Raw genomic sequence first — 14,707 nt, 5'->3', positions numbered from 1 at the left:
GTAGAGATTGGACAGGAAGAAGAATTGATGGAATTTTAGAAAGTGCAACTATATTACACCAAATTGTTGTCAAATCCAGAAATGTTATAATTTTGAATCCTGAAAATAAAATTAGATGGAATACACCAACCAGTTGTGTCAGAGACTACCAAGAAGCTGGTGCAAAAGTATATCAAACAAGTACATTGAAGGAATTTGCAAAAATTATTAAAGATATTTAATCCTGATCTTCTAATAATTTATCAATGAAAGACATATCTACATTAGCAGTGAATAAATCACCCAACTGATTATAATTTACACGTTTAGATTCTTTAAACTGATCACCAGTTAAACCTAAAGGTTTTAAACCTTTATTTATACGAAGTTGATCAGTAAATAATCTTCTGAATTCATAGTTATGGAATATACCATGGAAATATGTACCACAGACATTTCCTTCTATTGCACCATCATATTGGCAAGAAGTATCATTTCCATGACCTTTTTCCAGTTTTATTAATGGTTTTGTATCTTCCCCAAGTATTGTGATTGCTTCGTGTAATTCATATCCTGTTACTTTGGTACCTTTTTTGAATCCTAATTCACTATCTGCTATAATAGTACCTTCACTTTGTTTAACTACTTTTTCTATTTCCCCAAACTTAGTTACCATATCAATTAATCCCAATCCTTCTACAGAACCATGATCTGATTCAGTGCATTTAGGATCAAGAATTTCTTTGGATAACATTTGATAACCACCACAAATTCCAAATACAGGAATTTTTTTAGCAATTTCTTTAATTCTATCAAATGCCCCTGATTTTTTAAGTTCTTCTATATCATCAACAGTATTACGTGTTCCAGGTATTACCAATGCATCCAGACCATCAAAATCATCATAGATACTTACTAATTTTATTCCAACATCTTCTTCATAATCCAATGGATCTATATCTGTGAAATTAGCTATTTTTGGAAGTCTTAATGTTCCTATAGTTATTTTTTCATTTTCACTGAATTGATGTGTAGTTAATGAAGCAGAATCCTCTTCAGGTAAATTTAAAGTTTCGTCGAAAGGCATGATTCCTATAATTGGAATTCCAGTAATCTCTTCAACTTTTTCTATTCCTGATTTTAGTACACTGGCTTCTCCTCTGAATTTATTAATAATGACTGCTTTAATTCTTTTTCTATCTTCTTCAGGAATAAGATAATATGTTCCAACGATTGATGCAAATACCCCTCCTTGGTCAATATCTGCCACAAGAATAACATCTGCGTTAGTAATTCTTGCCATCAACATATTAGCTAAATCTTTGTCATACATATTGATTTCTGCTGGAGAACCTGCACCTTCTAAAATTATAATATCATAATCATCCTGCAATTTATTTAATGAATCCTTTATTGCTGATAATGCTTCTTCTCTAAAATTATTTTGATAATCATCAAATCTCATATCACCAGCAGGTTTTCCTTGAACAATTACCTGTGATAAAAATTCACCCTTAGGTTTTAAAAGTATAGGATTCATATTGCAATCAGGTTCAATACCTGCTGCTTCTGCTTGCATAACCTGTGCTATAGACATTTCTTTGTTATCTATCGTAGTATATGAATTTAATGACATGTTTTGAGATTTAAAAGGAGTTACTCTGTATCCTCTTCTTGATAAGATATTACATAAAGCTGCAACTGTTAATGTTTTTCCTGCATTTGAGGATGTTCCTTGGAACATTATGTACTTCATATAGTCTAACCACCTAAATAATTATTAATATTTAGAATTATTTATGTAAGTAACTTGTAAAAAATATATTGTTTTTAAAGATAATTTGATATAACACTAAAAAATTAAAAAATTTTAATTAACTTAAAAATACTATAACCAAAGATTTTAAATACTTTTTGTTACTTAAAATATTATTGATATATATAATATGTACAACTAATAAAATTAATAGAAAGAAAAAAAGAACAATAAATTATAATTATTAAAAAATGGAGGGATTATCATAAGCAATTATAATGAAGAAGGTATTGATAATGATATAATAATTGATGATGACATAATAATACCTGAAACAAATGAAATAATCGAAGAACCCAATGAAGATAAAAACACTCCCCCTATTGAAGAAAATGATGAAGAAATAGTCAACGAAGAATCTGAAGTAGAAAAAGAAAATTCAGACAATATTACTGAAGAAATAGATCCGAATGACTATGTCAACACAGAAAACATCAAAATTCCACCAATGCTTATTGATCAGATTATTGGTCAAGAAGAAGCCGTTGAGAAAATTAAAAAAGCTGCAAAACAAAGAAGAAATGTTTTATTAATTGGTGAACCAGGTATTGGTAAATCCATGATAGCTAAAGCTATGGCCGAACTTTTACCTCCAGAAGAATTACAGGACATTCTAATTTATCCAAATTTAGAAGACTCAAATAATCCATTAGTTGGAGTAATGCCTGCCGGACAAGGTGCAAAAATTATAGAAACTACAAAGAAAAATGTTAAAGGACAAGAAGAAAGAAAAAATATCCTTATGATAGCAATTATTGGTCTAATTATGGCTATTGGTTTTTTAACAAACCAATTCTTAGAAGCAATTATTGCTGTAGGTATCGTGTTTTTTGCTTTATACCAAATTAAACCAAAAAATAACCAATCTGCACCAAAATTATTAGTTAATAGTGATGGAAAAAAAGTTGCTCCTTTCATTGATGCAACTGGTGCACACGCTGGAGCATTATTAGGTGATGTAAGACATGACCCATATCAATCAGGAGGATTAGGAACTCCTGCACATGAAAGAGTAGAAAGTGGAATGATTCACAAAGCAAATAAAGGTGTTTTATACATTGACGAAATAGGTACAATGAACATGAAAACACAACAACAATTACTTACTGCTTTACAAGAACATAAATTCCAAATAACCGGACAAAGTGATAACAGTAGTGGAGCAATGGTTAGAACTGAAGCAGTACCATGTGATTTTGTATTAGTAGCTGCAGGTAACTTGGAAGTTCTTAAAGATATGCATATAGCTCTTAGATCAAGAATAAGAGGATACGGTTATGAAGTATTCATGAAAGATACCATGAAAGACACACCAGAAAACCGTAAAAAATTAGGACAATTCGTAGCTCAAGAAGTTGAAAATGATGGAAGAATACCTCATTTCTCAAAAGAAGCTGTTGCTGAAGTAATCAAAGAAGCCCAACGTAGAGCTGGTAAAAAAGATTCTTTAACCTTAAAATTAAGAGATTTAGGTGGATTAGTACGTGCAGCCGGAGACGTTGCAGTTGAAGAAGGTGCCAATGAAGTTACATTAGAACACGTATATGAAGCTAAAAAACAATCCAGAACATTAGAACAACAAATAGCAGACAGATACATTGTACAAAGAAAAGAATACAGTGTTTTCAATAATGAAGGTTCAGCAATTGGATGTATCAATGGTTTAGCAGTTATTGGAAATTCAAGTGGTATCGTTTTACCAATTGCAGCAGAAGCTGCCCCATCCCAAAGTAAAGAGGAAGGTAAAATTATTGCTGCAGGTAAATTAGGAGACATTGCTAAAGAAGCTGTTCAAAACGTAGGAGCTATAATTAAGAAAAGTATTGGAAAAGACATATCCAACTACGATATCCACATTCAATTCGTTCAATCTTATGATGGAGTTGAAGGAGATAGTGCAAGTGTTTCTATGGCAACAGCAATTATTTCAGCAATAGAAGACATCCCTATTGACCAAACATTAGCATTAACCGGTTCTTTAAGTGTTAGAGGTAATGTATTACCAGTTGGTGGAGTAACTTACAAGATAGAAGCCGCAGCAGAATCTGGAATGAAAAGAGTATTAATTCCTGCATCAAACAAAGATGATGTTTTAATAGAAAAACGATACAAAGATCAAATTGAAATTATTCCAGTAAATACGTTAATTGAAGTATTGGAATATGCATTAGTGGGTCCTAAAAAAGATGAATTCATCAAAGAATTAAAACAAAACAAAATTGATAAAATCAAAGATATCATACCAAATCCTTCAACAATTATCAATCAAAACCCTTCATCATCTGAAAATTAGGACTTTCCTAATTTTACTTTTTTATAACTTTTTTTAATAATCTCATAATTACTCCCATCTTTTTAAAGCTAATTGAATAATTAAATTTTATTTATTAGAAAATTAAGTTAATTAAAATAATTATATTAACTATGAAAATGATAAATCTATAAAGGAATGAATCCTTTAAGATTTAAGGAAAAAAATTTGATAAAAGAAAAAAATATTAAATTAAATAATTAACTAAATAACACGCCCGTGTTTTTAATTAAGTCCAAATCAAAAGAAAAAAATACAGAAAGGAGATAATATATATGGAAAAATTAAAATTTAAGGACTTAAATATATCATCCGAAATACAAAAAGCAGTAGAAGATATGGGATTTGAAGAAGCTTCTCCGATACAATCACTCGCCATTCCCCAAATATTAGCACATAAAGATGTTACTGGACAAGCACAAACCGGAACTGGAAAAACCGCTGCATTTGGAATACCTTTATTAGAAAATATTGAAAGTGACAATAAAGATTTACAGGCAATTATTTTATGCCCTACACGAGAATTAGCAATACAAGTAGCAGAAGAACTTAGAAAACTATCAAAATACTTACCAAAAATAGATGTGTTACCAGTTTATGGTGGACAACCTATTGATAGACAGATTAAAGCTCTGCAAACAGGAGTACAGGTTATTATTGGAACACCAGGTAGGGTAATGGATCATATTGACAGAAAAACTATTCGATTAAACACGATTAAAACAGTAATCCTTGATGAAGCAGATGAAATGTTGGATATGGGTTTCAGAGAAGATATAGAATATATTCTGGAAGATATACCAGACAACAGACAATTTTTATTATTTTCAGCAACATTACCTCAAGAAATTATGCAACTGGCTAAAAGATATCAGAATAACCCTGAAATTGTAAAAATAACTAAACATGAACTTACAACTCCAGATGTTGAACAAAAATATTTCGAAGTTAAAGAGGATATGAAATTAGAACTTCTTTCACGACTCTTGGATTTAAATAATTTTGATTTATCCTTAGTATTTTGTAACACTAAACGAAAAGTAGACAAATTAGTAAGCCATCTGCAAATCAGAGGATATTTAGCTGATGGTTTACATGGTGATTTGACACAAAATCAAAGAGACCGTGTAATGAGTAAATTTAAGAATGGATCTTTGGAAATATTAGTGGCAACTGATGTTGCTGCAAGAGGTATTGATGTTGGTGGTGTAGAAGCAGTATTCAATTTTGATATCCCTAACGACAACGAATATTATGTTCACAGAATTGGGCGTACAGGAAGAGCTGGAAAAACTGGAAAAGCATTTAGTTTTGTTTCTGGACGTGAAATCTACCAATTAAGAGATATTCAAAGATATGCAAAAACAAAAATTGATCAAGCACCTATTCCATCAATCAGCGATGTTGCAGAAGTTAAAAAAGATAACTTTATTGAACAATTAAAAGAACGTATCAAAACTGAAAATATATCTAAAGAGATATACATTATTGAAAAATTAATTGAAGAAGATTATAACTCAATCGATATTGCTGCAACATTATTAAAAGGCATTATGCAGGATAGTAAGTATAAAGAAGAAGAATTTGGTGATACTGAAGCACATGAAGGATTTGTTAGATTCTTTATGAGTGTAGGAAGAAAACATGATATGACAATTAGTGTTATAATTAATGCAATTCATGAAAAAACGGGCCTGAATGGACATCAAATTGGTAATATAGACATATTTGACAATTTCTCTTTTGTTGAAATACCTAATGCAAATGCGTCTGATTTCTATAGATTTATGGGTGAAACATACATCGCTAATAAAAGAGTACATATTGAACCAGCACGTCCACGTGAAAAATCTAACAGAAAAAATAATGAAAACAAATTTAAAAATTCTAAACATAATAGAAAAAGTAGAAAATTCAATCCCCATAAGAATGATAATTATAAAAACAATAATTATAATCAACGTAGTTATAGGAAGAATAATTATCAAAAAAATACGTATAGAAAAACGGATTACGGTAAAGACAATTATAGAAACAATGATTATGATTCTAATAATTACCGAGAAAAAAACTATAGAAATGATGAATTTGAATTCTAATCATTTCCTCTTTTTTTAAAAAAAAATTATAATGATTTTAAGTGATCTGCAATTGTTTTTGCTACACTTACAAAAGAAACATCACTTTTTAAAGTATTTGTTCCTTGAACACTATGTGCACCTGCTGCATTTATTTTAAGCACTGCATCATTAACTAAAACCGGATGCACGCAGAAAACGTCAACTGCTACTGCTCCTTGTTCTTTAAGAATGTTTATAGCATTTACTATTGTTCCACCAGTACTGATAATATCGTCTATTATAACAACATTTTTATCTTTAACTGAAATATTTTTTGTTTTTGTTTCAACTATTTCTGGAGATAATCTTACTTTTTCCAAATAATCATAATCCGTATCCAATATCATAGCAATTTCCTTTGCAAAGTTAATTGCACCTTTATCCGGAGCTAATATAACTGGTTTTACATCAAATGTGTTTTTAATATGTTCTGCAATAGTTGGCATTGCAGAAAGATTATCTACAGGAATATCATATAAATCACAAATACTCTGTTCATGTAAATTTATTGATATTAATCTTTTAACACCCATTGTTTGAATTAGTTTTGCTGTTGCTTTTGCTGATATACATTCAACTTCTTTGAATCTGCGTTCTTGACGACTATATCCCAAATATGGAGATACAACTGTTATATCAGTTACATTCATATCATTTAATGTATCCAATATGAAGAACAATTCCATCATATTTTCATCTTGAGGATAACCCGTTGATTGAACTACAATAACTTTTTCATCTTCAGGTATTTCATCTTTAATTCTTAAATATCTTTCACCATCAGGAAACTTTTTAGTTTCTACTGAACATAATTTATCATCTAATTCCATTGCTACTTGACTAGCTAAAGCTTGTGATGCAGATCCTCCAATAATCACACGTATTCTCTCCTTAATAAATAGAAAAATTTATCTTCGTAAATTTAACAACAATTTTTTATTAATATGAGATATGTATTTTATTTTTAAAATAAGTTATTAAAATGTAATATAATAAAATAAATTAAGTTAAATAATTAAAAAAATAAAACTATTAATTGATAAAAAAATAAAAATTCTAAATTAATAAAAAAAATAATTTATATAATTGGAGTAAATTAACATGCATGAATTATCCATGGCAAATAGTATGGTAGAAGCCATATTAGATACTGCTAAGAAAAATGATGCTATAAAAATCAATGAAGCAGTTTTTGAAATTGGAGAACTTACTATGTTAAATCCGGAACAATTGCGTTTCATGATGGATATATTAAGAGAAGGAACAATATTCGAAGATGCTGAAATAATAATTAATATGATTCCTACCAAAATTGAATGTGAATCCTGTGGTTTTACAGGTGAAACAAAAACAGATGAAAATATGGATCATTTAATGACTGTTGCAATGTGTCCAGAATGTGAAAATACTAGAGTTCACATATTACAAGGACAAGAATGTAACATCAAAACAATAAAAATTGAAAGGGACGATGAAGATGCATAACATAGCTAGTATTGAAATAGAACAAGATATTATTAGAGCAAATGATAAATTAGCATATGAAAATAGAAATATATTAGATGAAAAAGGAGTCTTCGCAGTAGATTTAGTTGGTGCTGTAGGATCCGGAAAAACTTCATTACTTGAAACACTAATCGATGAAATGGATGAAGATATAGCAGTAATTGCTGGAGATATATTAAGTAAATTCGATGCTAAAAGAATTGAAGATAAAAATGTACCGGTTAAAGGATTAAACACTGGAAAAGAATGTCACTTAGATGCACATTTAGTTGAACATGCATTACCTGATGTACCACTTGATGATGTTTCCATATTATTTATTGAAAACGTGGGAAACTTAATTTGTCCGGCTGATTTTAACTTAGGTGCTCATGTAAGAACAGTAATTATTAGTGTAACTGAAGGTGACGATACTGCAGAAAAACATCCAATGATATTTAAAACAGCAGACATGGCTATTGTAAACAAAGTGGATTTAGCAGAAGCTGTTGGTGCAGATGCAGATAAAATGGTTAAAGATATTAAAACCATCAACCCAGACATTCCTGTAGTTAAATGTAGTTTAAAAACAGGTGAAGGAGTACAGGAAATTATAGACTTGTACAGAGAGTTCAAAAACAATAAGTCATAAAGACTTTTTTTCTATTTTTTTCTTTTATCGGAAGTTTTATTATGAAAATATGGATAGATATAGTAAATTCACCACATGTACGTTTTTTTAATGGAGTGATTAAAAGACTAAAAAAAGATGGTCATGAAGTATTAATCACTGCAAGAGATTTTTCTAACATTCATGATTTATTAGACATTTTTGGATTAGAATACGTTTCTATTGGAAATCATGGTGTAACATTAGAAGAAAAATTGTTATCAAGTACTAAAAGAGCATATGAACTATCCAAATTTATAGCAAAAGAAAATGTTGATGTTGCTATTACAAAACATTCCATTGAATTACCTAGAGTAGCTTTTGGATTAGGCATCCCCAATGTATTTGTATTAGATAATGAACATGCTATTGCAGCTAATAAACTAACACTTCCCCTAACAAATAAATTAATTATTCCAGAAATTTTTGACGTTTGGAATACAATACATTTTGGAATGAATCCGAATGATATTGTTAGATACAACGGTACTTGTGAAGTTAGCCATTTAGAAGATTTTATTTATAATGAAAATATTTTAGAGGATTTAAACTTAAAAATCAAAAATGATAAAATTATATTTATGAGACCGGAACCTTCTCTAGCTTCTTATTTGGATGCTGATTGTACAAAATCTGTTTTAACACCAATTGTTGAATCTTTGAAAGATGATGCAGATATTTTAATTCTTCCGCGATTTAAAACTCAGGGAGAAATATTTAAAGATTTAAAAAATGTACATATTCTTAAAACGCCTGTTGATACATTCAGTTTAATGAAAAAAGCAGATTTAGTAATAGGTGCTGGAGGAACTATGAATAGGGAAGCCGCATTATTAGGTACTCCCGTAATATCCTGTTATCCTGGAAAACAATTATCTGTTGACACATATTATATCAATAAGGGTTTAATGAAAAGATCAACTAATCTAAATGAAATTATTGAATTATCTAAAGAATTATTATATCAAAAACCAAAACATATCGACTTAAAAACAGATAATTTAATTGATTTAATTGTTAATCAGATATACAAAACATATGATGAATATCATGAAAAGAAATAGAATGGACTAGTCGAGATTTGAACCCGAGGCCTCCGCCATGCCAAGGCGACACTCTACCAAGCTGAGCTACTAGCCCATAAACATTTTATTATATGTGTTTATTATATAATATACTTACCTATTTTTAATATTTTATTATATTTTATTTCTATTTTTACCAAAGAATTTTAATAATATCAATTATTAATATAAATATAGTTAATAATTTAAAGAATATTATTCTTTGAATAGTTAAATTAAACATGAAAAAAATAATAAAGGACAGATGAAACATGTCATTAATAGCTTCAAGTCACTTAATGTTTATTTTAGAATTTGCTATTCTGATGCATATTGGAGTTTTATTATTATTAAATTTTATTCCATTGAATTTCAGCTTAGTATTCGTTCTATCATTAATATTGGGTGTTGGAATAACGGTTATATTCGGTATAGATGCAGCTTGTCTTATTCTACCTATGTTTAATCATCACGAATTTACACACCCCTATGGTCCTTTAGCGATAATGGTTGTGGTAACGTCGTGGTCGATAATACCCGTGATAGAAGACCAAGGATCCAAAACATCAAATATTAAATTATTAGTAATGTTAATTACTGCAGGTATAACACTTTTCGGAGCAATTGTACACCGTGATTTCTTAATTATGTGGGCTCTTGGTTTATTAGTTGGATTTTTAATAATTAGTAAAAATTTCAAAAGAGAAAGTTCTTATTTGAATATACGAAATGTAGCGCTCGTAATTGTTGGTATGTTATTATTATTCGGATTGATGGAAGGATTATCCCAATTATTAGGAATGGAAATTATAAGTCCTCTTTCAAGAATAGACCGTATGAGTAATAACCAATTGTCAAGTTTAAAATTAGTAATTCAAAATACAAACCTTTTAGGTCACACAGCTAATGCTACCTATTGGGGAAATGCCGGTTTAGGAAATGGTGATGGATACATATCTTTACCTTTAACTTTCATCACGTTATTCGGATTACCTCTACCATTATTCTATGGTATATTAGTAACAAAAAAAGACGTTGTGGATTATTTCTTACCAGGAATATTTGGTTTTGGATTTGATTTCGGTTATTTATTCTTAATAGTAATGATTATATGGATTATTTCAGTAATTTTAATAGGAATAAAAGTTCTAAACAAGTATAGACAACAACGTGAACGTGGAAATAAGAAATATCTTGGTCGTGAGGCGTTACTTACGGGTTCACTCTCTGCATTTATTGCACAGACAATATTGGGATTATTTATTATTACAAGGACCATTAATGGTTCAGCACTTGTAACTTATTTATTCTTAAGTGCAATGGTGTTAGCAAATGTTGTTACTACAAAAAGATAACTAATCCCCCACTTTTTCTATTTATTTTTCAATACTTTGAAAAAATATTCTTTTTTTACTAAAACAATATTTAAAATAAAGAAAAAGTTGTACTTTCGCTACAAATACTTAACTCAATAATTCACAATTTTAAGAAGTAATTAATTACTTCACTTTTTTATACTTTTTTTTAAATATGAAAATTTAGAAAATATATAGATTTTAATGTATAATAAAATTAAATATTTTTCAATACATATCTAATAATAGATTTTTAATTATAGTGTTTTAGGATATGAAAAATATGAATATAATTTCAACAGTAGTTGGTAGTTATCCAACACATAGTTTTGAAGCTCATACTTTTAATGAAAAAATTTCTGAGTCCTTAGGTTTATTCGATTCTTATAAAAAATCAATTATAGAATCTGTTTCTGCATTTGTTGAATCAGATATTGATATAATATGTGATGGACAAGTAAGAGGAGATATGGTAAAAATATTTGCCAGCAAAATTAATGGATTCAAAATAGAAGATAATACTTCATACATTAAAGGTAAAATTACACCTGCGGCCCACCCTATTTCTGTAAAAGATTTTAACCTAGCATTTAAAACTGCAAAATCTTTAAATAAAAAGTTCAAATTAAATGCTAATTTAGAAGATATTTATAATCATGAAGCCAAAGGGGTTAAAGGCATAATTACTGGACCAACAACGCTCATTCATTCATCAATAATAGAAAACTTCTACTCAAATAAAGAAAATGCTATTTATGATATGGCAAAAGCCCTACTTGTTGAAGCTAAAGAATTAGAAAAAGCAGGAGCTTGTGCAATCCAAATAGATGAACCATTTATTTCTACAGGAGCTGAGGACATAAATGTATCGAAAATGGCTGTTGAAACAATTAGTGAGGAGTTAGACATCCCCGTTATTTTACATGTTTGCGGTGATTTAAAGGATGTTATGTCTAGTCTATTAAAGTTTAATGTTGATATTTTAGACTTTGAGTTTTCTGGAATGAGTCAAAATATTGGAACTCTAAAAAAAGAATGGAAAAATAATTCAGATAAACAGATTGGAATTGGTTGTATTAATACAAAAATGGAGTCCGTAGACAACATTGAAAATGTAAAACAAACTGTTAAAGATGTAAATGAAATTATTAAAAAGGACAACCTAATTATCGATCCAGACTGCGGTATGAGAATGTTAGAAAGTGAAATTAGTAAAGGTAAACTGGATATTTTAAAAGAAATTAAATTGGAAGGAATCTAAATGGCAAAATTTATTCGAACAAACAATATTGCAAATGCTTGGCTTACTTGTGTTAAAAAGATTATGCAGGAAGGCCATGAAGTTACTGATGAAAGAGGTAGTTTAACCAAAGAGTTACAAAATGTTATGCTAGAAATAACAAATCCTGATGACAACACAATTCCAGAATGTTCCCCTTGGCATGATGATAGACTTGAAACATATAAACAGGAATTATTAGATCCTAACAATGACCAGGGTTTTGTTTATACATATGGAAACCGTTTAAGACAATATTTTGATATTGATCAATTAGATACATGTATAGAAAAATTAAATAACTGTAGAGAATCTCGTCGTGCAATAGCCATTACTATTGATCCTATCCAAGACAATAAAGTTGATGAAATACCTTGTCTTCAAGAAATTGCATTCCTAATACGTGATGATAATTTATATATGACTGATTTTTTCAGAAGTAACGATTGTGGAGGGGCAACTTTTCCAAATCTTTTTGGAATCAGAGAAGTTGGATATTATGTGGCTGAAAACACCAATACAAAACTTGTGAACATGGTTCATCATGCCATGAGCTTACATATTTATGAACACGATTGGGATAAATGTAAAGAAATATTAAAAAAATGGTAGAATTACCAATTCATAAAATTTAATATTAATAAAAGTTATAATAAGCTATTATAAAATATTAGACTACAATTTAACGTGTTAAACTAATATTGATTAAGATTAAACTATTATTTAGGAGATTAATGTTATGAGCGAAAGTATGAACGTTGCAGCAAAAAAAATTGCAGATAAAATGGTTGCTGATGCAGATAAACTTAAATTGATTGCATCCACATTATCCAATGGAACTTTAGTAATAGATTGTGGTGTTAATGCTAAAGGTAGTATTAAAGGTGGAGAACTTTTTACAAAGGTTTGTTTAGGTGGAATATGTGATGTAGGTATTTCAATTCCCGGAGATTTAAGTGATATAATGGCTATGCCAGCAGTTAAGGTAAAAACTGATTTCCCTGCATTAACCACATTAGGTTCACAAAAAGCAGGCTGGAAAATAGAAGTAGATGATTATTTTGCAATGGCATCCGGTCCTGCACAAACACATAAATTCAAAAATGATGAAATATATGCAATGACAAATTATACTGAAGATTCTGATATTGCAGTAATTACTTTAGAAGCAAATGAACTTCCTAATGAAAAAGTTGCACAATTTATTGCAGACGAATGTGGAGTAAAAACGGACAATTTAACAATTTTAGTAGCACCTACAGCCTCACTTGTTGGTTCTATACAAATATCCGGTCGTGCATTAGAAGTTGGAATTTATAAAATGTATGAAGTCATGGACTTTGATGTAACAAAAATTACATATGCTGCAGGTATTACACCTATTACTCCTGTAGATCCGGATAATCTTAAAGCAATGGGGAAAACAAATGATGCTATTATTTTCGGTGGAAGAACATATTACTATATTGAACCAGATGAAGGAGAAAGTTTAGAAGAGTTAGCAACAAACTTACCATCATCTTCATCTGAAAATTATGGTAAAAGTTTCCTAGAATTCTTCGAAGAAGCTGATGGTGATTTCTACAAAATACCTAAGGAAGTATTTGCACCTGCACAAGTTATCGTAAATGACATGGTTACTGGTGAAATGTTCCATACAGGCAGTATCGATTTAGAAAGACTTAAAAAATCATTTGAAGTTAAAGAAGTAAAATTTTTATAGAAAGAAGAGTTGTTAATTAATGTCAAAAAGAATAGGAATATGTAGCACTACCTTTGCTCGCTTTGATATGGCAAGTGCTGCAGTTAATCAAATAAAAAAACAGGTTACTGGTGTAAAATTCATTGAATCTTATGTTCCAGGAGTTAAAGATTTACCAGTAGCTGCAAAAAAGCTTATTGAAGAAGAAAATTGTGATATTGTTATGGCATTTGGTATGCCTGGTGGAGAAAAAATTGATAAACTTTGTGCTCATGAAGCAAGTACAGGACTCATACAAGCCCAATTAATGACCAATACACATATTTTAGAAGTTTTTGTTCATGAAGATGAAGGTTACGATGAAAATGATTTAAAACAATTAGCTTACAATAGAGCCACCCAACATGCAGATAACCTGGTTAAAATGTTGTTTAAACCTGAACAAATGAAAAAAGAAGCAGGAACTGGAGTTCGTGAAGGTAGAGAAAATAAAGGCCCTTTATAATTAATTAACAACATATTAAAACATTCCCCACCCCTATTTTTTTATAAATTATTGCAAAAAGATTATTTTTAATACAAATGCTTTAAATTAATCAAAACAGATTTAAAAAATTATTTAAAAAAAATAAACCAATATTTACTATTTTTTTAAAAAAATACAGTCTTAAAAATAGAAGAAAAAATGACTTAAAAAAAAATAAAAATAGTTCAAAGTCTATTAAAAATAAGCATAATTAATTATCATTATTAATAAAAATAAAGATTTAATTATTTTTTATAAAATATTGCAATTATTAAACATTGTATAAAAATATTGGAAAATAAATACCCAAAAGTATAGTATATAGTAAAGATATAAGAACATATGTTATGATGAATAATAATGAACAAGAACTAAAACTTAGACTTTCAACGCTAGACTG

At 29.2% G+C, this 14,707-nt stretch carries 12 protein-coding genes, 1 tRNA gene and 1 pseudogene; 11 read left to right on the top strand and 3 right to left on the bottom strand.

What is annotated here, in order from left to right; all coding sequences use genetic code 11:
- Positions 1 to 221: pseudogene (locus QZZ11_RS05600) on the top strand (hypothetical protein); the annotation flags it as partial.
- On the opposite strand, the gene cobQ reads toward QZZ11_RS05600, so the two are convergent.
- On the bottom strand, positions 218 to 1,735 hold the full coding sequence (cobQ, locus tag QZZ11_RS05595) for a cobyric acid synthase CobQ (RefSeq protein ID WP_292474316.1): 1,518 nt from the start codon (positions 1,733 to 1,735) through the stop codon (positions 218 to 220). The pseudogene QZZ11_RS05600 and the gene cobQ overlap by 4 nt on opposite strands.
- A 448-nt stretch (positions 1,736 to 2,183) precedes the next feature.
- On the opposite strand from cobQ, the gene lonB reads away from it, so the two are divergent.
- Both lonB and QZZ11_RS05585 read left to right on the top strand, forming a co-directional pair.
- A complete protein-coding gene (gene lonB, locus QZZ11_RS05590) occupies positions 2,184 to 4,088 on the top strand; it encodes an ATP-dependent protease LonB (RefSeq protein ID WP_292474317.1) in 1,905 nt (634 codons plus the stop codon).
- Positions 4,089 to 4,381: 293 nt separating this feature from the next.
- Positions 4,382 to 6,205, top strand: a complete 1,824-nt coding sequence (locus tag QZZ11_RS05585; RefSeq protein ID WP_292474314.1) for a DEAD/DEAH box helicase — start codon at positions 4,382 to 4,384, stop codon at positions 6,203 to 6,205.
- A 26-nt stretch (positions 6,206 to 6,231) separates the two neighbouring features.
- Here the strand turns inward: QZZ11_RS05585 and QZZ11_RS05580 are convergent, their stop codons facing one another.
- Entirely contained in the window at positions 6,232 to 7,104 is an 873-nt protein-coding gene (locus tag QZZ11_RS05580; RefSeq protein WP_292474313.1) for a ribose-phosphate diphosphokinase, read from the bottom strand.
- 223 nt (positions 7,105 to 7,327) lie between these two features.
- On the opposite strand from QZZ11_RS05580, the gene hypA reads away from it, so the two are divergent.
- Genes hypA through QZZ11_RS05565 form a run of 3 tightly spaced genes read left to right on the top strand, consistent with a single transcriptional unit; the run spans position 7,328 to position 9,445 of the window.
- Complete coding sequence (hypA, locus tag QZZ11_RS05575; protein WP_292474311.1) at positions 7,328 to 7,711, top strand: hydrogenase maturation nickel metallochaperone HypA; 384 nt, start codon at positions 7,328 to 7,330, stop codon at positions 7,709 to 7,711.
- Positions 7,704 to 8,363, top strand: coding sequence for a hydrogenase nickel incorporation protein HypB (gene hypB, locus QZZ11_RS05570; protein WP_292474310.1), 660 nt, complete (start codon positions 7,704 to 7,706; stop codon positions 8,361 to 8,363). Before hypA ends, hypB begins: the two co-directional genes overlap by 8 nt.
- A 41-nt stretch (positions 8,364 to 8,404) precedes the next feature.
- Positions 8,405 to 9,445 carry a DUF354 domain-containing protein gene (locus QZZ11_RS05565; protein ID WP_292474308.1) on the top strand — a complete coding sequence of 347 codons (1,041 nt, stop codon included), beginning with the start codon at positions 8,405 to 8,407 and terminating at the stop codon, positions 9,443 to 9,445.
- A gap of 2 nt (positions 9,446 to 9,447) precedes the next feature.
- Here the strand turns inward: QZZ11_RS05565 and QZZ11_RS05560 are convergent.
- Positions 9,448 to 9,521 (bottom strand) — tRNA-Ala (locus QZZ11_RS05560).
- Positions 9,522 to 9,717: 196 nt separating this feature from the next.
- On the opposite strand from QZZ11_RS05560, the gene QZZ11_RS05555 reads away from it, so the two are divergent.
- The 5 genes from QZZ11_RS05555 (at position 9,718) to ribC (ending at position 14,286) form a co-directional block, all read left to right on the top strand.
- Positions 9,718 to 10,800, top strand: coding sequence for a hypothetical protein (locus QZZ11_RS05555; RefSeq protein WP_292474307.1), 1,083 nt, complete (start codon positions 9,718 to 9,720; stop codon positions 10,798 to 10,800).
- Positions 10,801 to 11,083: 283 nt separating this feature from the next.
- Entirely contained in the window at positions 11,084 to 12,061 is a 978-nt protein-coding gene (locus QZZ11_RS05550) for a methionine synthase (RefSeq protein WP_292474305.1), read from the top strand.
- Complete coding sequence (locus QZZ11_RS05545) at positions 12,062 to 12,691, top strand: thymidylate synthase (RefSeq protein ID WP_292474303.1); 630 nt, start codon at positions 12,062 to 12,064, stop codon at positions 12,689 to 12,691.
- 127 nt (positions 12,692 to 12,818) lie between these two features.
- Positions 12,819 to 13,802 (top strand): methenyltetrahydromethanopterin cyclohydrolase, encoded by a 984-nt coding sequence (gene mch / locus QZZ11_RS05540; protein ID WP_292474302.1) that lies wholly within the window; start codon positions 12,819 to 12,821, stop codon positions 13,800 to 13,802.
- Positions 13,803 to 13,821: 19 nt separating this feature from the next.
- A complete protein-coding gene (gene ribC / locus QZZ11_RS05535) occupies positions 13,822 to 14,286 on the top strand; it encodes a riboflavin synthase (protein ID WP_292474300.1) in 465 nt (154 codons plus the stop codon).
- Positions 14,287 to 14,707: the final 421 nt, after the last annotated feature.

Source organism: Methanosphaera sp., from assembly GCF_016282985.1.
Classification (GTDB): Archaea; Methanobacteriota; Methanobacteria; order Methanobacteriales; family Methanobacteriaceae; genus Methanosphaera.
Note: the sequence above shows the minus strand (reverse complement) of the source record. Positions and strands in the feature narration are given on the sequence as shown.

What these genes read in the sequence shown, in the direction of transcription:
- QZZ11_RS05555 (WP_292474307.1), top strand. Translation starts at nt 9,718, where the DNA reads ATGTCATTAATAGCTTCAAGTCACTTAATGTTTATTTTAGAATTTGCT.
- mch (WP_292474302.1), top strand. Translation starts at nt 12,819, where the DNA reads ATGAGCGAAAGTATGAACGTTGCAGCAAAAAAAATTGCAGATAAAATG.
- hypB (WP_292474310.1), top strand. Translation starts at nt 7,704, where the DNA reads ATGCATAACATAGCTAGTATTGAAATAGAACAAGATATTATTAGAGCA.
- ribC (WP_292474300.1), top strand. Translation starts at nt 13,822, where the DNA reads ATGTCAAAAAGAATAGGAATATGTAGCACTACCTTTGCTCGCTTTGAT.
- cobQ (WP_292474316.1), bottom strand. Translation starts at nt 1,735, where the DNA reads ATGAAGTACATAATGTTCCAAGGAACATCCTCAAATGCAGGAAAAACA.
- QZZ11_RS05545 (WP_292474303.1), top strand. Translation starts at nt 12,062, where the DNA reads ATGGCAAAATTTATTCGAACAAACAATATTGCAAATGCTTGGCTTACT.
- QZZ11_RS05585 (WP_292474314.1), top strand. Translation starts at nt 4,382, where the DNA reads ATGGAAAAATTAAAATTTAAGGACTTAAATATATCATCCGAAATACAA.
- QZZ11_RS05565 (WP_292474308.1), top strand. Translation starts at nt 8,405, where the DNA reads ATGAAAATATGGATAGATATAGTAAATTCACCACATGTACGTTTTTTT.
- QZZ11_RS05550 (WP_292474305.1), top strand. Translation starts at nt 11,084, where the DNA reads ATGAATATAATTTCAACAGTAGTTGGTAGTTATCCAACACATAGTTTT.
- hypA (WP_292474311.1), top strand. Translation starts at nt 7,328, where the DNA reads ATGCATGAATTATCCATGGCAAATAGTATGGTAGAAGCCATATTAGAT.